We start from the raw sequence: 19,158 nt of genomic DNA, 5'->3' as shown, positions 1-19,158 counted from the left end.
TGTGGCTTTAAGGATGGGGCGCTTATGGCCGCGCGACCGAGAACTGCATCGGGCGCGGCGTGCGTCGGCGCTCCTCCGCGCACACGGCCAAGGCTAGCGCCAGTACGGCGCGCGTGTCGCGCGGGTCGATCACGCCGTCGTCGAGCAGGCGCGCGCTGGTAGCGAAGACGTCCATCTGCTGTTCGAAGTTATCGATGATCTGCTTGCGCAGCGCATCCATGCGCGCCTCGTCGACGGCTTTGCCGGCGCGTTCGAGTTTGGCGCGGGCGACGGTGACCATCGTCTCGGCCGCCTGTTCCGGGCCCATCACCGCGGTCTTCGCATTCGGCCAGGAAAAGCACAGGCGCGGCTTGAAGGCGCGGCCGCACATGGCGTAGTGGCCGGCGCCGAAGGATGCACCGCAAAACACCGTCAGCTGCGGCACGTTGGCATTGGTGATCGCCTGGATCATCTTCGAGCCGTGCTTGATGCTGCCGGCTTCCTCGAACGCACGACCGACCATGAAGCCGGTCGTGTTGTTCAGGTAGAGCAGGGGCGTGCCGGACTGGCAGCAGGCCTGGATGAAGTGCGTGGTCTTCGACGCGCCGGCAGGGTCGATCGGGCCGTTGTTGGTGATAATGCCGACTGCGTGGCCATCGATGCGGGCGTGACCGCACACGGTCGCCGATCCGTACTGCGCGCCGAACTCGCGAAAGTCCGAATCGTCGACGAGGCGTGCGATGACCTCTTTCATGTCGACCGGCGTCTTGTAATCGAGCGGCATCACGCCGAGCAGGTCTTCGCCAGCGAAGCGCGGCGGCTTGACGGCCGGGCGCGATACGGGCGCGCGGTCGGCGTCCCACTGCAGCGAGTCCATGATTTCGCGCGCGATGCGGATCGCGTCGCGGTCGTCCTCGGCCAAATAGTCGCCCAGGCCAGATATCGACGAGTGCATTTCGGCGCCGCCGAGTTCTTCTTCGGTGGCGATTTCGCCGGTGGCCGCTTTCAGCAATGACGGTCCGGCCAGGAACGCTTTCGAGCGGCCGCGCACCAGGATGACGTAGTCGGACAGGCCGGTCTGGTAGGCGCCGCCGGCGGTGGACGGACCGTGGGTGACGGTCACCACCGGCAGGCCGGCTGCCGACAGCAAGGCGAGGTTGCGGTATTTTTCGCCGCCATCGACAAAGTTCTCGACGCGATAGTTCAGCAAGTTGCCGCCGGCGCTTTCGATCAGCTGCACGAACGGCAGTTTGTTTTGCAGTGCGATTTCCTGGGCGCGCAGCAGCTTCTCGAGGCCCTTCGGCTGGAACGCGCCGGCATCGATGCCGGAGTCGGAGACGACGACCATGCAGCGTACGCCCGAGACGAAACCAATGCCGGCGAGCAGTCCGCCGCCGGCGGTGAGCCGGCCGTCGGCGCCCGCGGGTTTCATCGCGTAGCCGGCCAGCGAGGCCAGTTCGAGGAACGGTGCGCCGCGATCGAGCAGCAACGCGATGCGGTCGACCGGCAACAGCTGCTTGCGCTTGTCAAAGCGCGGTTTGGCTGCGGCCGATACCGCGCGGGTATCCGATTCGACCTGGTGCAGCCGCGCCAGCAAGGCGAGCATCGCTTCCTTGTTGCACTGGAACGCGGCGCCGGACGGGGAAATCTTCGTTTCTAAAATCGACATTGCAGGCACCTAGGGTTTGGCAATCGGGATCTATCGAGTTGCGCTCTACGCAAACGAGTGAATCGACTTGATGGTTTTATAGTAGCGAGTAATTCCGCTGATTGCAATCGAATCATCGGATTTGGTATTGTTGCCTTGGAGTTAAACCGGCGCAGTTGAATTTCTAGGTTGCGCTGTACGCAATTAGCAAAGAAATTTAGCGTAGCGCTTGGTGCAATCGCAATTGGATGGCATGATTCTCGTTCGACAGGTGTACGGTGAAGCGACAGGTATCCACATGACTAGCGACGACAAGGGGCAAGTGACTGAGCGCGGCGGCAATGGCGTAGCCGGCTCGATCGAAAAAGCGTGCCGCATCCTGAAGGCGATGACAGATCCGCGCAATGCGCGCTTGACCGATATCGCTACCTACTGCGGCATGGAAAAATCGACTGCGATGCGCGTGCTCGACGCCCTGATGCGCGAAGAGATGGTGGTGCGCGATCCGCTGAGCAAGCGCTATACCTTCGGGCCGGAGATCGCACGCATTGGCTCCTACGGACAGGAGCGCTTCGATTGGCGCCTGGCCGGCCGCGCCAGCATGGTGCGCCTCGCTGGCGAATTCGAGGACACGGTGATCTTGTCGGTGCTGAGCGGCGTTGAAACTGTCTGCGTCGACGTGCAGATGGGTAGTTATCCGATCCAGGCCAATTACCAGCAACTGGGTAGCCGGCGCACGCTGGGCGTTGGCTCCGGCGGCATCGCGCTGCTTGCGGCGATGAGCGATGCCGAACGCGAGGCGGCGCTGTCGCAGATTCCACCGCGGCTGGCAGGCTTCCCCCGGATTAGCGCGGAGTTATTAAGCGAGCGTATCGACGCGGCGCGACGGGACGGCCACGCGATGCTGATCGACGTGGTGGTGGACCGCATCGGCGGAACCGCGGTGGCGGTGAAGGACCGCGACGGCCGGCCGGTCGCCGCGTTGTCGATCGTTGCCCTGTCCGAACGCGTGACCGGGCGCGAGAAGCAACTGGCGACCGCGCTGAAACGTGAGGCGGCGATCATCGGCGCCAATCTCGCCGATGTGGGCCACGGACAAAGGTAGTTTCTTCAATTAACAAAGGATTTACATGCCAGTGCCAGCTATTCTTCAGGGCCTCCGACTGCCGGTCGTTTGCTCGCCAATGTTCATCGTCTCCAGTCTGGAGCTGGTGATTGCGCAGTGTAAGGCCGGTGTCGTCGGTTCGTTTCCATCCCTGAATGCGCGGCCCGAAGCCGCATTCGGCGAATGGCTCACACGCATTGCGGCTGAATTGGCCGAACACGACCGTCTACACCCTGATCAGCCGTCGGCGCCTTTTGCCGTCAACCTGATTGCGCATCGCTCCAATGTGCGGCTCGATCACGACCTGGCGGTATGCGTCGAACACAAGGTGCCGATCGTGATCACTTCCCTTGGCGCGCGCGAAGACGTCAATCAGGCGATCCATTCTTACGGTGGCATCGTCCTGCACGATGTCATCAACAACAAGTTCGCGCGCAAGGCGATCGAGAAGGGCGCCGACGGACTCATCGCGGTAGCGGCCGGCGCCGGCGGGCACACTGGGGCGCAATCGCCGTTTGCGCTGATCCAGGAGATTCGCGAATGGTTCGACGGGCCGCTGCTGCTGTCCGGCGCCATCGCGAATGGCAACGCGATCCTGGCCGCACAGGCCGCAGGCGCGGACTTGGCCTACATCGGCTCGGCGTTCATCGCCACGGAAGAAGCCAACGCTGCTCCGGCCTACAAGCAAATGGTGGTCGATAGCGGCGCGTCGCAGATCGTGCTGACAAATTTCATCACCGGAGTGCACGGCAATTATTTGCGCGACAGCCTGGTCAACGGCGGCCTCGATCCCGACAACATGGCGATCGCCGATCCGTCGAAAATGGACTTCAGCGCCGGCAGCTCAAGGCCAAAGGCGTGGAAGGATATCTGGGGCGCGGGGCAGGGTATCGGCGCGGTCAAGCAGGTGATCCCGGCGGCGCAAGTGGTGGCGCGGCTGCAGGACGAATATCGCGCGGCGCGCCAGCGGCTGGGCTGTTGATCCACCGATCTCAAAATGTGGTGGCGGCGACTTGGCTGAAATTTGTCAAAGATGCCAGAACGCGCGTAAAATGCGCTCAACGCGGGTGTAGCTCAATGGTAGAGCAGAAGCTTCCCAAGCTTACGACGAGGGTTCGATTCCCTTCACCCGCTCCATAGGTAAAATAGCGATTTTTCAGAGCGTTCTTTCATCGGGGCTTTTCGCTTTCTGGTGACGGATAAATTTTAAGCCCCCAGTTTTCGAACCCTGACCCGACGTTCTCCCTTCTCCGCTGCAGTAGAACTTTCGCTTCAAGGCGTCAAACGCGCGATTTTCCTGTCCTCGTTTCACTAGACTCATCCCGACGGGCCGGGCAACCGGATCAGCTAGTTGCAGACCATTCGAGTTTACCTTTTTGTCACCGAAGATGATGTCAAATGGTAGCGGCGAGCGGAACTTGTTCGCCCTATCACACATCCTGCAGAACTCAAGCTCCAGTTCGTCGTCCTCTTTACTGCCGCGGCGTTCAACGATTACGTGAGTCAGCAGATGCTCTTGCCCTTTCTCGCATAGAAAATCAAAAAGCGTTTCCAAGCAGAAGCCAAGGGCAATGTGATACGCGTTCAGCGTATTGGAGAGTTTTCCTTTCAAAGAACAGGCGCTTGCAGCGGTTCGCCGTGGTGGGCGTGTCCTTGTGCTTGGTGAGCAATTTCTTGATGTGCATCGGCTTCACCTGGTCGAGCGGCGCGTCGGCGAACGAGGCGAGCAGGTGCTTGAGGTCGGAGAGGTGCATCTTGATGGTGTTCGGCTTGAGCAGGGGGAGGGCATCGACCAGGTGTTTCTTGGCGACATCGCCGAACGTGGCGCCGTGGCTGGGCGCGTCGAAGGTGTCCAGCTCGGCGTATTGACGCAGCGCCAGCACGAAGTCGTCATCCAGCGGGATTTCGCGCCGTTGAGTGCCGGGGAGGCGCAGGTAATAGCAGACCTTCCTGCTGCGCTGGGTGCGCGGGATCATGCTAGGCGGCATGTTCAGGTTGCGGTTATTCTTGCGGCCCATAGCCTAATCCGGCATCGTCCAAGTCTTCGGCTTGGGCGCTTCTTTGCGCCCTTCTATCGCCGTGCGGGACACCACCGGCTTGCCGGTTTCGTTGATCCGGAGCTAGACCCACCTGCTGACCGGCATCGTGCTGCCGATCTGGGGCCGGCTGCCGGGCCGCTCGCGCGTGGTGCGCACGCAGACGGTGGACGGCGAACGCTCAAATCGTGCGCGTGGTTAATGACAACCGGGTTGAATCTGACCGACCCAGCCCTTCCTGAGTTCTCTCCGCACCAGCATCACGTCACGCACTGCCAAGATACCGCCCTGTCAGGGATTTCCTGAAACGGCGCACGTCCGGCGCTGAAGCTGCCATTGCAGGCGTCGAGCTGCGTTCAATTTGTTTCTTTACAACCTTTCCGCTGAGGCTTAACATGCTTTGAGGGATTTGGAACGACGTTTCGCTGTGCGAAACAGATCCTTTTACCGGTTACCTTAAAAAATATTCCAATCCATAAGGAGACAGCTCAAATGAAACAACCAGCACGCTGCACACTTACGCTCGCTGCCCTCACGCTTGCCCTGTCCGCTTGTGGCGGCAGTAACAACGAGGTCGTACCAGAACCCCAGCGTCCGCAGGACACCCGAACCTTTGCAGCGGTCGCGTCCAGCCTGCCATTCACTGCGCTGGCCGGCGCGCCTGACACCGACCGGTGGTCGGGCCTTCTGGAAGGCTCAGGTTATCGTATCGAAGTGCCCAAGAACTGGAATGGCAAGCTGGTCATGTACGCCCACGGTTATGCCGGTACCGGTTCCACCCTCTCGGTCAGTAATCCGGCCATCCGTCGCTACCTGATCGAACAGGGCTATGCCTGGGCGGCCTCGAGCTATTCCAAGAACTACTATGATGTCCGCGCCGGCGTAGAAGATACCAATGCACTGGCGCTCGCGTTCAACCGGATCGCCGCCGCCAATGGCCGCGCACTGTCAGCGCCCAGCAAGACTTATATTATTGGCGTTTCCATGGGCGGTCACGTGACGGCCGCAGCCATTGATGCCGAGGCGGCCGAATACGCCAATCACAAGGTGAAATACGACGGCGCGGTGCCCATGTGCGGCGTGCTGGGCGACACCGAGCTGTATGACTTCCTCGCTGCCTACCAGACCGCGGCCATGCAGCTTGCCGGCGTGCCCGCTACTACCTGGCCGGTGACAAACTGGGAAACGTTGCAGCCCACGGTCAAGAGCGCAATGTTCACAACTTTCCCCAGCACCTCGGCCACCGGCGTCACGACACAGCTGGGCAACAAGCTCAAGACCATTGTGCAGAACCTCACCGGCGGCCAGCGCCCGATGTTCGAGGTTGGCTTTGCCGGCCCTTACACCGATACGGCCTGGGGCACGTTCGGGCGCGACGGCAAGGTGCTGGGCATCCTGAACGAGGATGTGGTGTCGACCAAGGATATCGTCTATCAACTGGACAATTTGCCTGCGCTGTCGGCGGAAGAAGCCGCCTTCAACAATACGATCTACCGGGTCCAGGCGACGCCGGACGCGAACCGCCTACGCAGGGATGGACTGCGCTGGGTGCCCAAGACCAACGCGCGCTTCACTATCCCGGTCGTTACGCTCCATACGCTGGGCGACATGTATGTGCCCTTCAGCATGGAGCAGATCTTCAAGAAGCGGGCCGACGCCCAAGGTACATCCGGGCTGCTGGTGCAGCGCGCGATCCGTGGCGTGGCGCACTGCGATTTCACGGTCACTGAGCAGGTGAAGGCATTCCAGGACATGGTGAGCTGGGAAAGTGGCGGCCCGAAGCCGCAGGGAGACGACGTGGTTACTGCGGCGACCGTAGCGGACCCAAAGTATGGCTGCAAGTTTACCGACAACACGATGACCGTGGATGAGCCTCCAACATCCGCAATCGCCAAGTCGCGTGCGCAACTCGCCGTGGCGTATTCTTGCAAATAGGAAAGCAGTAGCCTCCTGACTCAACTCGGGCCTCAGCGCCACGGATCGAAATATATCCTGGCGCTGTGGATGCACTGCGGCTAGCTGGAGTGGCTTGCCGGCACGCCTTTGTCGGCTTTAGGGCGTCGATCGGTCGATCGCGGACTGTTGGCGTACACGGCGTGCTGGGTGGCGTCGTCCACGCCGGGTGTGCCGAATTGGGGAATCGTTTTCATCGTTGCGCTCGCGGATTTCGACGGAATTGACTAGCCGGGCAACTCATTCGAGGTTGGCGGTCCGGCGCCACTGGTCGGGCGGCCAGCCCAGCGTGTGGGTCGGACACTGCAACACTAAGTAGTGGTCCTCGCTGCGATAGCCGTGCGCGCGCAGCGCGGCGAGCGCGAGCGCGTGGGAGGCGTCGTAGGCCAGCGTGAAGCGGCTCGCCAGCGACAGGCCGGTATGGCGCGCGTCGGTGGCGCGCTCGACGGCCGAGCGCAGCAAGCCGTCGAATTCACGCGGGCTTGACGGCTCCGCGTTGAGCTTGCGGATCTGGGCCAAATTGCTCAAGAAGTCTGAGGTCATCGTCGTCTCCCAGGATGAAGATTTTGGGTTGGCCGACGCCTGGCGCTTTCAGTGATCGGATCAATAATGCGGCGCAGCTCGCCGTACCATCAGCGCCGGCGATGCGCCGCTTCGATTGCCTTCAACTGCCGCATCGCCGCCGCCAGGTCTTAGCGCCTCCCATGCGGTCCAACAGATCATGTTCGCACCCCGAAGAGTGCACCGGTTCGTCAAACTTCGCCATGGCCCCGCATCGTCACACCCGACCGGCTGGCACGCGCAGACGCGAGCGTTGACCGAAGCGGTCGAGCAAGACTTGGCAGCGAAAGCGGACTCAGCTAAGCAACAGTTCAATTCCTCGCGTGCACCTCAATACGGATCTGGCGACAGCACACCAGCGGTCACGCCGACGGACCGGTGAATCGGAAAGCTTGACCAGTCCGACATATTAATCACCGTGTTTGAGTCAGCCAATTTGCGAATCTGTACCGCCGATGCGCCTATCGTCAGCGGCTTGCCGGACGCGCACAAGGTCGGGCCCTGCGTCACGTTGACGAAATACACGGCAGCTTCGGTGGTCGGAGCCGGGGTGTTGGTCACGCGGCGGCCGGCGTAGTGGCCATTCACCGGATCCCAATTCACCAGCAACGCCGATTCCACGCTCACGCCAATTCCCCTGGCGGCGTTATTGGCGAGCACGCCGCCGGTGCAGCCGAACTGTTGGGAGCCCGACCCCGGATAACTGGCCACCAGGCGCGATACGAACGTCACCAGGCGCCCCATGCGGTCGCGCGCATCGAGGTGCGAGTCGAAGATGGTGTTGGCCAAAGCCGGCGGCGCAAGGAAGCCACCGGACGTACTCAGCGGCGCCGGATCGAGCGTCATGTACTTGTTGTACGGGTTGCTCATGGCCTGCGCTGAAGTGACCGTGCCGCTTAACGCGGCGTAGTCGAACTGACCCAGCACAGCCAGTCCCGCGCTGGTACCGCCGACCGGGATGTTGTTCCTCATCAGCGTGTTCAAGGTGCGCTCGAGCGCCTGGCCTTTCCACAGCTTGATGTAATCGCTCTGGTCGCCGCCGGCGATCCACACCGCGTTGGCGCGACCGACGGTTGCATTGACGAACGCGTCGTTCGCCGCGGCGATGCTCGGGATGACAAGCGTTTCGACCGAGGTCAGCCCCAGCGACGCGCCACCGACCCAGCCATCGACGATGTCGGCCGAAGCGGTCGACGAAGCAGGGCTGCTGTAATAGATATACGGGTTATAGGCGCCATCGCCGGTGACGCGAATTACTACCAGGCGCCCGCCCGTGCCAGGCCGCACGCCCGCCTGCTTGATCATCCAGCGAAACGCTTCGTCCACATCGGGGCCGCCGCCCATCAACACGTACGATGGATACGGTTGCACGGCGCCGACGGCGGGTGCGGTAGCGGGGGTGCCAACTGAGGTATAGGTGTACGGCGGTGGTTTGCCTGCGTGAGCGGCGCCAATCGTCGTCGTCAGCGACAACGCCAGGACGGAGTTGCAGACGATGCGCCATGTGCGCTTCTGGCCAAACATTTCCGAAAGAAAATTGGTCACAGTCCACTCCCAGGCTAAAGATTGTCCATTCTACTCATAAAAAACACCGCCAAAGCACGGTGTTGAGTATTTATCTGAATTGAAAAATTTATCCCGTAAATCGTTGGTGAAGATGAACTTTTCCAGGCAGGGTCTGCATGGAGAATGGGTTCTCGGCATTAGCCGTGGAAGCAAATGCAGATCTTGTTGCCGTCCGGGTCGCGGAAATACGCGCCGTAATAGTTCGCGTGATACTCGGGCCGCAATCCCGGCCGGCCTTCGCATCGGGCGCCCAACGACAGCGCCGTCGAATGGCTGCGGTCGACCATTTCCGCCGACGCTGCCAGCAGCGCCACCATCTGTCCATTGCCGGTTGCAGCCGGCTGATGATCGAATGGCCGGCCGATGATAAACAGCGGCCGCGCGGATTCGGCCGCGTGCCAGGCTGCCCACGGTCGTTTGGCATCGGTAAATTTCATTACCAGGCCGAGTTCCTTCATCACACCGGCATAGAACGCAAACGCCCGGTCGAAGTCATTCACCCCCAAGAACACATGTGACAGCACCGACTCTCCTTTTCTATTGGTTATACATGCCCCTGGCGATTGACCAGAACCTTCGAACAGCGCATGAAGTGATCGAATTTGCCGGCCAAATCCTCGGCCAGGGCATCAAGATCCTGCCCCTTGCCCCGCGTGACAATCTCCTGAAACCGGTCATGGAAGCTGTCGTTCGCTTCCTTCCAGATCTTGTGGGCGGTGCGGAATTCGTCGACAGGCGTCGGCTCGGGCAATTGAGTTTGGATCATAACGTTCTCCCTTGATTGCAACGGCTGACCAGGAAATTTTTCCGCCGCCGTTCCTTGCAGGATACGCCGCGATTATGACGGGCTCGTTTCAAGGCCTGACCGCGGCTATCCCGATCTTGTCGACCTGCCGCCAGCCGCCTTTCGCATCCAACCGCAATGTAAATCGCACCGCTTTCGACGGCTTGCTGCGTGGGTCATGCGGCGTATATTCCATGCCCTCCATGACCAGCGTATCGGGGCCGCTGCTGACAACCCGGCTGACGAATCGGACCGGACTTTCAAAGGCGGCCACCGGCGAAGACAGCTCCGGCTGGACGACGTACTGGCCCGTATTAATGGTGGCGATCGACAGGCGCGTCATTTCCGTTCCGGAGCCGCCAAAACAACCCAGGTCGCCAGTCCACAACACCGCGTATTTTGGCAGTGCCGCTTCGCCGTCCCTGTAGGCGCTCAGCGTCAGCACATCCTCGGGCTTTACGGACACGCCGCCGCAGGAGACGGCATTCGCGTAACGCTCGACGGCACTGGCGACGCCGCGCCGGATGTCGGCTTCCGAGCGGGGCGCCGCGAAAGCGCTGAGCGAAACGGCGAGGGTGGCGACGGTGGCGACCAGGATCGCTGCACTTTTCATCGGGAATTCCATCAAGAATTGAAGCCCCATGTTGCCTGAAAAATCGGCGGAAAGATCATTTCGCGAACGTCTGGCAACAATATATTCTTGCTACCAGTTGACCGGTCCTGTCCGTCGTGACGTTGACGCAACGCGGCCGCTGGAAAGTGCGCGTGCGTGCTGCGCGTGCAGGCCCAAAGCGTAAAATCAGGTATGCGTCAGCGGGTGTTCGATCTCGGAATTTGATGTATCAACGACCGGAGGATCTCATGCAAAAGCGTACCTTCCTGCGCAACACCACGGCGGTGCTCGCCTTCTCAGCCTTGGCCCTCAGTGGTTGCAGCACGACGAGGGATACGTCCGCCACCACGGGCCAGGCCGACAATGCCGCCATTCGTACCGAAATCCGCAACGGCGTCGACACGACGCTTACGCGCCTTTACGCCCAGGCGGCCGGTTCGCGTGAACTGGTGTCGAAGGCCGAGGGTGTGCTGGTGTTCCCCCGCGTGCTCGCGGCCGGTTTCGTCGTCGGCGGCGAATATGGCAGAGGCGAACTGCGCGTCAGATCCAGACACAGCGGCTACTACAACCTGGCATCGCTGTCGGTCGGATTCCAGGCCGGCGCCCAGTCGAAAGCCATGGTGATTCTGTTCATGACGCGCGACTCGCTGGACAAATTCCAGGCGGGCAGCCGCGGCGGCTGGAACCTCGGCGCCGACGCGTCGGTGGCGCTGGTGCGAGTTGGCGCCAACGGTCAGATCGACACCACCACCGCGACCCAGCCGGTGCAGGTGATCGTGATGACCAACGCGGGGCTGATGGCTAACCTGAGTCTGGAAGGCACGAAAATCACGCCGATCAATCTATAGCCTGCGTCAGGCCGGCCGCACGAGCATCTTCTGGTGGTTCGTGGGGATAGGGCGCACTGCGTCCTATTGGGCGAGCAATGTTGTCCAAATTGTATAAAATCGGACGAGTTCGACAATTGCCCTACCATCCAAGGAGAAACCCATGCGTGACGCCGTCCCTGTGCGCCTGATTGCTGCCAGCCTAATGCTGAGCCTTGCAGCCTGCAGCGAAAAAGCCCTGCTGCCATCGACCGCGGGCGTCGGCCCGGCACCGGTCATTCCGGAGCCGGTCAAGAGCCTGATCCCGACCGTCGACATCGCGCCGGCGAAAGGCTGGCCGGCCGGCGTGATGCCGAGCGCGGCGGCTGGAATGACGGTCAACGCGCTCGCCACTGGCCTGGTGCACCCGCGCTGGCTGCACGTGCTGCCCAACGGCGACGTGCTGGTCGTCGAGTCCAACGCGCCGGCGCGGCCGGACGCCGGCAAGGGCATCAAGGGCTTCGTCATGAAGAAGGTGATGGCCAAGGCCGGCGCCGCGGTACCAAGCCCGAACCGGATCACCCTGCTGCGCGACGCCGACGGCGATGGCGTGGCCGAGACGCGCACCGAATTTCTTAAAAATCTCAATTCGCCGTTCGGCATCGCGCTGATCGGCGACATGCTGTACGTTGCCAACACCGACGCGGTGGTGCGCTTCCCGTACAAGGCCGGCGACACGGCGATCACCGCGGCGCCGGTCACGGTTGCGGCGCTTCCCGGCGGTCCGCTGAACCACCACTGGACCAAGAACATCATCGCCAGCAAGGACGGCAGCAAGTTGTACGCGACGGTCGGCTCCAACAGCAATGTCGCCGAAAACGGCATGGATAAAGAAGTGAACCGCGCGGCGATCCTCGAGATCGACCTGAAGACCTCGGCCACGCGGCTGTTCGCGTCGGGCCTGCGCAACCCGAACGGCATGGGCTGGCAGCCGCAAAGCGGGGAGTTGTGGACCGTCGTGAACGAGCGCGACGAGCTGGGCAGCGACCTGGTGCCCGACTACCTGACGTCGGTCAAGGACGGCGGCTTCTACGGCTGGCCGTACAGCTACTACGGCAGCCACGTCGACAAGCGTGTCGAGCCGCCGCGGCCTGACCTGGTGGCCAAGGCCATCAAGCCGGATTACGCGCTTGGCAGCCATGTCGCGCCGCTCGGCATGGTGTTCTACGAAGCCAGCCTGTTCCCGGCGACGTACGCCGGCGGCGCCTTTATTGGCCAGCACGGTTCGTGGAACCGCAAGCCGCTCAGCGGCTACAACGTCGTCTTCGTCCCGTTCGCGAACGGCAAACCGAATGGCAAGCCGATCGAAGTGCTGACCGGTTTCGTCAACAAGGACGGCGACGCGTACGGCCGCCCGGTCGGTGTCGCGGTCGACAAGGCCGGCGCTCTGCTGGTCGCCGACGATGTGGGCAACGTGATCTGGCGCGTCAAGCCGGCGCAGTGACGCTGTAACGCTGGCGCACTACCAGCATGGCAGGCGGCTGTCACCTGCAGCCGTCGATCATCAGCATCGGCAGCGTCGTCCACACGATGCCCATCGTCGCCAGCACCGCGCTGCCGGCCGCTGCCCAGTCGAGCAAGCTGATGTCGCCGCCGGCGTGGGCCAGCGTCTTCCTGGCGCGCCACAGCATCAGCGCGCACGCACCCAGCGCCAGCGCAGACAGCACCCACAGCATCCAGCGCCGCGGCGACTCCGGCGAAATCGCCGCCGGGCTGCATTGCGCCGCCACCAGCGCGTACGCGGCGAACCAGTGCGCCGCCCACACGATCAGCGGCAAAGTGCCGCGCAGCAGCCGACTCCAGAAATGGTCGCGCATTGTCATCCCATCAGCTTCGGCACGAGATGGATCGCCACCGACGCGGCGATCCCCTGCAGCGTCGTGTAGTGCCACATCAGCGCAGTGTTGTCGAGCGTGGCGCGGCTGCTCTGGCGTACATGGCCGTTCCAGGCGCGCGCGCACAAATACAGCCCCGTGATCACCATGCCGATCACGTGCAGTCCCTGGTAGGCCAGCATCGCGGCGACCGTCGCGCTCCAGGCCTGGCGCGTCGGCTCCAGCCCGGCCAGGCGCTGGCCGTTGAAGTCGCACGCAAACGCGGCCACCATGCACGCCATCGCGGCGAGCACCAGCCATGGCAGCATCGGCTTGCCGAGCGCGCGCTTCGACAGCACGATCAGGGCCGACCCGGCCAGCAGCAGGCCGCCCGACAGCAGGGGCCACAGCGGATCGGCCAGCGCGGCGTTCGGCGGCGGGCACACCGTCAGCCGCATCGAGATGTGGATGTAGGCGAACACGAACGAGGTGAAGATGGTGGCATCGACCACCAGCATGATGATCGTCGCCCACCACGACATCGAGGCGGTGCCGCTGGCGCCGATCGGCAGCGTCAATGTGTCCGACACCTTCGCGGTGGCCGCAGGCGGCGGACGGTCCGACTGCCACAGCCAGGCGATGATGCCGACTACCGCCATGATCGCGCAGGCCCACGCTGTCAACGTCATCTTCACCGTCAGCAGCAGGAAGAAGCCGGCGGTGCCCGCCGCGGCGATCAGCGGCCACCAGCTGTCGGTCGGCAGGATCAGCAGGTAGCGCGGCTCGCCGCTGACCGGGCTGGTGACGATTGTCTCGCGCTTGCCGGTGGCGCTGCCCGGCAGGTAGTGGCGGCCCGCTTCGACTTCCTCGGCCAGCGCCGGCTGGTCCCACAGCGGTTCCATCGACACGATGTGCGGGATGCTGCGGTTGCCGTAGTCTTCCGACGGCAGCCATTCGAGCGTGGCCGCATTCCATGGATTGCCGACTTCTTTTTCAGGCTTGCGGAAGGCGCGCACCGCGTCGACGATAAACAGCAGCACACCGGCGGCAAAGATGAAGGCGCCCACCGTCGACAGCATGTTCAGCGCATTCCACCCCAGGTCGGGCGCGTAGGTGTAGACGCGGCGCGGCATGCCGAGCAGGCCCGTGATATGCATCGGGAAGAACGCCAGGTTGAAGCCGCCGAACATCAGGCCGAACACCCAGCGCGCCAGCGATTCGGACAGCCGGTTGCCGTTGATGAGCGGGATCCAGTAGTACATCGCCGCGAACACCGGGAACACCATGCCGCCGATGAGGACGTAATGCAGGTGGGCGACAATGAAGTAGGTGTCGTGCACCTGCCAGTCGAACGGCAGCACCGCCACCATCACGCCGGTCAGCCCGCCGAGCACGAAGATGAACATGAAGCCGAGCAGGAACAGCGTCGGTCCGGTGATCGTCACCTTGCCGCGCCAGAGCGTGGCGATCCAGGCGAATACCTGGATCGCGGTCGGCACCGCGACGGCCATGCTGGCGGCCGACACGAAGCTCATTTCCAGCACGCCCAAGCCGGCGGTGAACATGTGGTGCGCCCACAGCGCAAAACTGAAAAAGCCGACCGCCACCAGCGCGACGATGATCGGCCGGCGCCCGATCAACGGCGTGCCGGCAATCGTCGGGATCATGGTCGACACCATGCCGGCCGCCGGCAGGAAGATGATGTACACCTCCGGATGGCCGAAGAACCAGAACAGGTGCTGCCACAGCAGCGGGTCGCCGCCGCGCTCGGCGATGAAGAACGGCCAGTCGTAGGCGCGCTCCAGTTCCAGCAGCGCGGTGCCGGCGATGATGGCCGGGAAGGCGAACACGATCATCACCGCCACCACCAGCATGGCCCAGGCGTACACCGGCATGCGGCCAAGCGTCATGCCGGGCGCGCGGGTAAACAGGATGCCGACGATCAGCTCGATGGCGCCGGCAATCGCCGAAATCTCGATGAAGCCGATCCCCAGCAGCCAGAAGTCGGCGTTCAGCCCTGGCGAGTACTCCTTGCCCGTCAGCGGCGGATACATGAACCAGCCGCCGTCCGGCGCCAGCCCGGCGAACAGCGTGCAGAAAAACGCCAGGCCGCCGATCGCATAGGCCCAGAAGGCGTAAGCCGACAGGCGCGGAAACGGCAGGTCGCGCGCGCCCAGCATGTTCGGCAGCAGGTAGACGGCGATCGCTTCGACGACCGGAATGGCGAACAGGAACATCATCACCGTGCCGTGCATGGTGAACACCTGGTTGTAGGTGGCGGCGCTGAGCAGCGTGTTGTCCGGCACGGCCAGCTGCGCGCGCATCAGCAGGCCAAGGATGCCGGCCAGGATGAAGAACAGCAGCGCGGTGCCGATGTACAAGAGGCCGATGCTGGTGTTGTTCACGCTCTTGAAGAAGCGCCAGCCGGTCGGCGTCTTCCACGGCGCTGCCAGGCCGGCCAGTTCGCCGGCGGGACGCGGCAGGGAACTGGGTAAAAATACGGGATCGGCTTCAATCATTTCAGGTGCTCGAGATAAGTGGCGAGGGCGCGCAGCGTTTCGGCGTCGATGTCGGCGGCGGCCGGCATGCGCGCCCCCGGCTTGATGCGCTGCGGGTCGGCGATCCAGTCGGCCAGGCTGGCGCGATGATTGCGCAGCGTGCCGGCGGCGATGTGCATGCGGCTGCCGACGTGGGTGAGGTCGGGGCCGAGCGCGTTGACGCCGTCGCTGCCGCTGACGCCGCGGATCGTGTGGCACGCGCTGCAGCGCTGGTCGAGGAAGGCCTGGCGGCCGCGCGCGAGCACCGCGCCGGTCGGCGCCGCGGCCGGCGGCAGCTGGCGCGCCAGCCAGGCCTCGAACTGCGCCGGCGTTTCGGCCACCACGTGCAGCGCCATGCGCGCGTGCTGTTCGCCGCAGTATTCGGCGCACTGGCCGCGGTAGATGCCGGGTTTGTCGGCGTGCAGCGTCAGGCCGGTGACGTGGCCAGGCACCATGTCCTTCTTGCCGCCCAGCGCCGGCACCCAGAAGCTGTGGATCACGTCGCTGGTGGTCAGGCCCAGGTACACCGGGCGGCCGGTGGGGATGTGAATTTCGTTGGCGGTGACGATCTCGCGACCGCTCGCCTTGTCGGTGTAGCGCACCTCCCACCACCACATCTTGGCGGTGACGGCGATGGCCAGCGACTGCTGCGACGACTGCGCCGTCAGCTTCGCGCTTTGCCAGGTGCTCCAGCCCAGCAGCGCCGTCAGCACCAGCACCGGAAAAGCCACGCCAAGGCCGGCGATCCAGCGCATCGGCCGCACTGGGCGAGCTTCGCCGCGCAGGCCAAGCGCCAGCAGCGCCATCACCGCAACCAGGATCACCGCGCCGGCGACGAACATCACCCACGCGAACTGGCCGATGATGACCGCGTCGGGACCGGCCGGATGCAGCACCGACTGCAGCGGGCCGCTCATCGCAGCTGGTACAAGTAGGCCGCCATGTGGCGCGCTTCGGCCGGCGACACGCCCAGGTTCGGCATCGTCGTGCCGGGCTTCATGGCGGGCGGGTTGACCAGCCACTGCGTGAGCGGTTCCGGCAGGTTGGGGATGGCGCCGGCGATGTAGCTGCGCCGGCCAAAGTGTTCGAGCGGCGGGCCGAGCGTGCCGCGCGCGGCCGCCACTTCGGGGATCGCGTGGCAGGCGCCGCACTGGTACTGCTCCATCAGGCGCTTGCCCAGTTTGGCGTCGCCGCCGTCGACCCGCATTGGTGCGTGCGGCTTGCCGCAGGCGGCCAGCGTCAGGGCGCACAAGGTCGCCGCGATGGCGCCCGGGCCGGCGGCCAGAATTGAAAACACGCGCACGTTAGGATCCTGCCAAGACTGATTGGATAGATATAATACAAGAAAATAATACTGGCTTTTTTTCAATAGAACACGCCTATCGAAAGCTCTGAATGCTGGCCAACCGCACCCGCCTGATGCTCAAAACCGCCGCCGCCACCGTGCTGCTCGGCGCGGTCGGCGCCGGCCTGGTCGGCGCTCTGGTGCTGCGCGGCGGCTGGTACAACATCGGCGCCACGCAGCAGCATTTCCAGGTCGTCCACACGGTGCTCGAACAGGGCATGCGCGACTCGGTGCGCCACCACGCGCGCAAGGTGCTGGCGCCCGACCTGACGTCGGCGCAGCAGGTCAGGCGCGGCGCGGTGCTATACCGCGACAACTGCGCCCAGTGCCACGGCGGGCCCGGGTCTGCGCAATCCGACTGGGGCAAGAGCATGCAGCCGCTGCCCGGACCGCTGGTCGACGCCTCGCGCCACTGGAATGCCGGTGAGCTGTACTGGATCACCAAGCACGGTATCAAGATGAGCGGCATGCCGGCATGGGAATACCGCATGGCCGACGCCGAGCTGTGGGCCGTCGTCGCGTTCTTGCAGCAGCTGCCGGCGCTCACGCCAAAGGCCTACGCCGACATCACCGCCGGCGAGGTGGCGCGATGACGCGCGCCTCAATGCTGCTGTTGATGCTGGCTCTGGCCGGCTGCGGCGAGCGCCCGCTGCCGGCCGGCGTGCAGGGCAATCCGGAACGCGGCCGGGTCGCGCTGACCCAGTATGCGTGCCGGGCGTGTCACATGATCCCCGGCGTGACAGGGTCGGAGGTGTACGTCGGCCGGCCGCTCGGCGGCCTCGCCAGGCGTTCCTTCATCGCCGGCTCGCTGCCGAATACCCAGGAGAACCTGGTGAAGTGGATCCGCAACCCGAAAGCGGTCGATCCGATGACGGCGATGCCGGTGCTCGGTGTCAGCGAAACCGATGCACGCGACATGGCGGCGTACCTGCTGACCACGCGCTAGCGCCACCTTCTCCTGCGGGGTCAGTGCCTCCTGCGGGGTCAGTGCCGACATTCGGACACGAACCCGACCGTCCGGCAACGTCGCAAGCGCGTGCAACGATGAGGCCGTGTCCGTTTGCCGGCACTGACCCCAGGCCTTGATCGCCCGCAAGGGGCGGAGCGGCGCCAAGCGGGCGCCGTCGCGCCGATAATTTCCCCTATAATTATTGTCACAAAGAATGAATTTCGGGAGTGACATGAAGCGCAATCCGTCGCCGGCCTTGCAGGCCTTGCTGGCCAAAACGACCGAGCTGGTCGACGCCGTCGTCGCGCCGATGGCCGGCGAGGTCGACCGCGAAGCGCGCTGGCCGGCGCATTCGATGCAGGCCTTCGCGCGCGCCGGGCTGACCGGCCTGCAGGTGCCGCAGCGCCTCGGCGGCCACGGCCAGGGCTTGCTGGCGCTGGCGACCCTGACCGAGGCGATCGCCCGCGTCTGCCCCTCGTCCGCGCTGTGCTTCGGCATGCACTGCGTCGGCACCGCCGTCATCGCCGCCAAGGCGACGCCGCTGCAGGAGGAGCGCTACCTGCGCCCGATCGCGCAGGGGCGCCACCTCACTACGCTGGCGCTGTCGGAGTCGGGCACCGGCGCCCACTTCTATCTGCCGGAGACGAACCTCACCGCCGCCGGCGACCGCTACCTCGTCAACGGCACCAAGCAGTTCATCACCAACGGCAGCCACGCCGACTCGTACGTGTTGTCGACGCGCGCCAGTTCGCCCGATGCCGAGGCGGGCGACTTCAGCTGCCTGATCGTCGACGCCGACACCCCGCGCACCGAATGGCTGGCGCAGTGGGACGGCTTCGGCATGCGCGGCAATTCGTCGCGCGGGCTGCGCCTCGACGATGCGCCGGTGCCGATCACCCACCTGCTCGGCGAAGACGGCGACCAGGTCTGGTACGTTTTCGAAGTGGTCGCGCCTTACTTCCTGATGGCGATGGCCGGCACCTATCTGGGCGTGGCGCAGAGCGCGCTCGATGCCGCCGGCGAGCACCTGCGCAACCGCCGCTATGCGCACTCGGGCGCCGCGCTGCGCGACGTCGAAGTGCTGCAGACGCGCTACGCCGGCATGTGGACGGCGGTCGAGAAAACCCGCGCGCTGATCTATGAAGCGGCCGCGCGCGGCGACGCCGCCGATCCGCACGCGCTGCCGTTCATCCTGGCCTGCAAGGCAGATGCCGGCGACACTGCGGTGCAGCTGGCCAACGATGCGATGACGATCTGCGGCGGCGCCGCCTACCGCGACAACAGCCGCGTGGCGCAGATGCTGCGCGACGCCCGCGCCAGCCACGTGATGTCGCCCACCACCGACCTGCTCAAGCTGTGGACCGGCCGCAGCCTGCTCGGCCTGCCGCTGCTGTAGGCCGCC

Annotated in this window: 21 protein-coding genes and 1 tRNA gene; 9 read left to right on the top strand and 13 right to left on the bottom strand. The window is 64.2% G+C overall.

Going from position 1 to position 19,158, the window contains the following annotated elements; genetic code table 11:
- Positions 1-22 precede the first annotated feature (22 nt).
- Positions 23-1,648, bottom strand: a complete 1,626-nt coding sequence (locus tag CR105_RS04900) for an acyl-CoA carboxylase subunit beta (RefSeq protein WP_099787297.1) — start codon at positions 1,646-1,648, stop codon at positions 23-25.
- A gap of 277 nt (positions 1,649-1,925) precedes the next feature.
- On the opposite strand from CR105_RS04900, the gene CR105_RS04895 reads away from it, so the two are divergent.
- The 3 genes from CR105_RS04895 to CR105_RS04885 all read left to right on the top strand — a co-directional run bounded on the left by CR105_RS04895 (position 1,926) and on the right by CR105_RS04885 (position 3,869).
- Positions 1,926-2,732: an IclR family transcriptional regulator gene (locus tag CR105_RS04895; RefSeq protein WP_180288090.1), complete on the top strand. Its 807-nt coding sequence runs from the start codon at positions 1,926-1,928 to the stop codon at positions 2,730-2,732.
- Positions 2,733-2,757: 25 nt separating this feature from the next.
- On the top strand, positions 2,758-3,714 hold the full coding sequence (locus tag CR105_RS04890) for an NAD(P)H-dependent flavin oxidoreductase (protein ID WP_099787295.1): 957 nt from the start codon (positions 2,758-2,760) through the stop codon (positions 3,712-3,714).
- A gap of 81 nt (positions 3,715-3,795) precedes the next feature.
- A tRNA-Gly gene (locus CR105_RS04885) sits at positions 3,796-3,869 on the top strand.
- Between the two features lie 19 nt (positions 3,870-3,888).
- Here CR105_RS04885 and CR105_RS04880 read toward each other — a convergent pair.
- A complete protein-coding gene (locus tag CR105_RS04880; protein ID WP_218968653.1) occupies positions 3,889-4,287 on the bottom strand; it encodes a DUF3800 domain-containing protein in 399 nt (132 codons plus the stop codon).
- Positions 4,271-4,750 carry a hypothetical protein gene (locus CR105_RS04875; protein WP_099787294.1) on the bottom strand — a complete coding sequence of 160 codons (480 nt, stop codon included), beginning with the start codon at positions 4,748-4,750 and terminating at the stop codon, positions 4,271-4,273. Before CR105_RS04875 ends, CR105_RS04880 begins: the two co-directional genes overlap by 17 nt.
- A 510-nt stretch (positions 4,751-5,260) precedes the next feature.
- Here CR105_RS04875 and CR105_RS04870 point away from each other — a divergent pair.
- Positions 5,261-6,703, top strand: coding sequence for an alpha/beta hydrolase family protein (locus CR105_RS04870; protein ID WP_099787293.1), 1,443 nt, complete (start codon positions 5,261-5,263; stop codon positions 6,701-6,703).
- Between the two features lie 80 nt (positions 6,704-6,783).
- On the opposite strand, the gene CR105_RS29225 is transcribed toward CR105_RS04870, so the two are convergent.
- The 6 genes from CR105_RS29225 to CR105_RS04845 form a co-directional block, all read right to left on the bottom strand.
- Entirely contained in the window at positions 6,784-6,918 is a 135-nt protein-coding gene (locus CR105_RS29225; protein ID WP_267873881.1) for a hypothetical protein, read from the bottom strand.
- A gap of 43 nt (positions 6,919-6,961) precedes the next feature.
- Entirely contained in the window at positions 6,962-7,264 is a 303-nt protein-coding gene (locus CR105_RS04865; RefSeq protein ID WP_099787292.1) for a hypothetical protein, read from the bottom strand.
- 348 nt (positions 7,265-7,612) lie between these two features.
- On the bottom strand, positions 7,613-8,827 hold the full coding sequence (locus CR105_RS04860) for a cyanophycinase (protein ID WP_131021597.1): 1,215 nt from the start codon (positions 8,825-8,827) through the stop codon (positions 7,613-7,615).
- 158 nt (positions 8,828-8,985) lie between these two features.
- Positions 8,986-9,372, bottom strand: coding sequence for a VOC family protein (locus CR105_RS04855; protein ID WP_099787290.1), 387 nt, complete (start codon positions 9,370-9,372; stop codon positions 8,986-8,988).
- Between the two features lie 20 nt (positions 9,373-9,392).
- A complete protein-coding gene (locus CR105_RS04850) occupies positions 9,393-9,614 on the bottom strand; it encodes a hypothetical protein (RefSeq protein ID WP_099787289.1) in 222 nt (73 codons plus the stop codon).
- 88 nt (positions 9,615-9,702) lie between these two features.
- On the bottom strand, positions 9,703-10,245 hold the full coding sequence (locus CR105_RS04845) for a hypothetical protein (protein WP_131021598.1): 543 nt from the start codon (positions 10,243-10,245) through the stop codon (positions 9,703-9,705).
- A 248-nt stretch (positions 10,246-10,493) separates the two neighbouring features.
- Here CR105_RS04845 and CR105_RS04840 point away from each other — a divergent pair, with 248 nt between their 5' ends.
- Positions 10,494-11,093: a BPSL1445 family SYLF domain-containing lipoprotein gene (locus CR105_RS04840; RefSeq protein ID WP_099787287.1), complete on the top strand. Its 600-nt coding sequence runs from the start codon at positions 10,494-10,496 to the stop codon at positions 11,091-11,093.
- 142 nt (positions 11,094-11,235) lie between these two features.
- On the top strand, positions 11,236-12,555 hold the full coding sequence (locus tag CR105_RS04835; RefSeq protein WP_099787286.1) for a PQQ-dependent sugar dehydrogenase: 1,320 nt from the start codon (positions 11,236-11,238) through the stop codon (positions 12,553-12,555).
- A 40-nt stretch (positions 12,556-12,595) separates the two neighbouring features.
- Here the strand turns inward: CR105_RS04835 and CR105_RS04830 are convergent, their stop codons facing one another.
- From CR105_RS04830 to CR105_RS04815, 4 genes are read right to left on the bottom strand one after another with little or no spacing between them, the layout of a single operon-like run.
- Positions 12,596-12,934, bottom strand: coding sequence for a hypothetical protein (locus CR105_RS04830; RefSeq protein ID WP_131021599.1), 339 nt, complete (start codon positions 12,932-12,934; stop codon positions 12,596-12,598).
- The gene (gene ctaD / locus CR105_RS04825; RefSeq protein WP_099787284.1) at positions 12,931-15,444 is read right to left on the bottom strand and encodes a cytochrome c oxidase subunit I; all 2,514 of its coding nucleotides are present in this window, start codon (positions 15,442-15,444) and stop codon (positions 12,931-12,933) included. Before ctaD ends, CR105_RS04830 begins: the two co-directional genes overlap by 4 nt.
- Entirely contained in the window at positions 15,441-16,379 is a 939-nt protein-coding gene (gene coxB / locus CR105_RS04820) for a cytochrome c oxidase subunit II (protein ID WP_099787283.1), read from the bottom strand. Before coxB ends, ctaD begins: the two co-directional genes overlap by 4 nt.
- A complete protein-coding gene (locus CR105_RS04815) occupies positions 16,376-16,765 on the bottom strand; it encodes a c-type cytochrome (protein WP_229413632.1) in 390 nt (129 codons plus the stop codon). The genes coxB and CR105_RS04815 overlap by 4 nt, the downstream gene beginning before the upstream one ends.
- 92 nt (positions 16,766-16,857) lie before the next feature.
- On the opposite strand from CR105_RS04815, the gene CR105_RS28210 reads away from it, so the two are divergent.
- The 3 genes from CR105_RS28210 to CR105_RS04805 all read left to right on the top strand — a co-directional run bounded on the left by CR105_RS28210 (position 16,858) and on the right by CR105_RS04805 (position 19,152).
- Positions 16,858-17,400 carry a c-type cytochrome gene (locus tag CR105_RS28210; protein ID WP_180288089.1) on the top strand — a complete coding sequence of 181 codons (543 nt, stop codon included), beginning with the start codon at positions 16,858-16,860 and terminating at the stop codon, positions 17,398-17,400.
- On the top strand, positions 17,397-17,753 hold the full coding sequence (locus CR105_RS28205; protein WP_229413631.1) for a c-type cytochrome: 357 nt from the start codon (positions 17,397-17,399) through the stop codon (positions 17,751-17,753). The genes CR105_RS28210 and CR105_RS28205 overlap by 4 nt, the downstream gene beginning before the upstream one ends.
- Positions 17,754-17,988: 235 nt before the next feature.
- Positions 17,989-19,152 carry an acyl-CoA dehydrogenase family protein gene (locus CR105_RS04805; RefSeq protein WP_099787282.1) on the top strand — a complete coding sequence of 388 codons (1,164 nt, stop codon included), beginning with the start codon at positions 17,989-17,991 and terminating at the stop codon, positions 19,150-19,152.
- Positions 19,153-19,158: the final 6 nt, after the last annotated feature.

This window comes from Massilia eurypsychrophila, assembly GCF_002760655.1.
Taxonomy (GTDB): Bacteria; Pseudomonadota; Gammaproteobacteria; order Burkholderiales; family Burkholderiaceae_D; genus JAFCUW01.
This window is presented reverse-complemented; position numbering and strand designations above follow the sequence as displayed.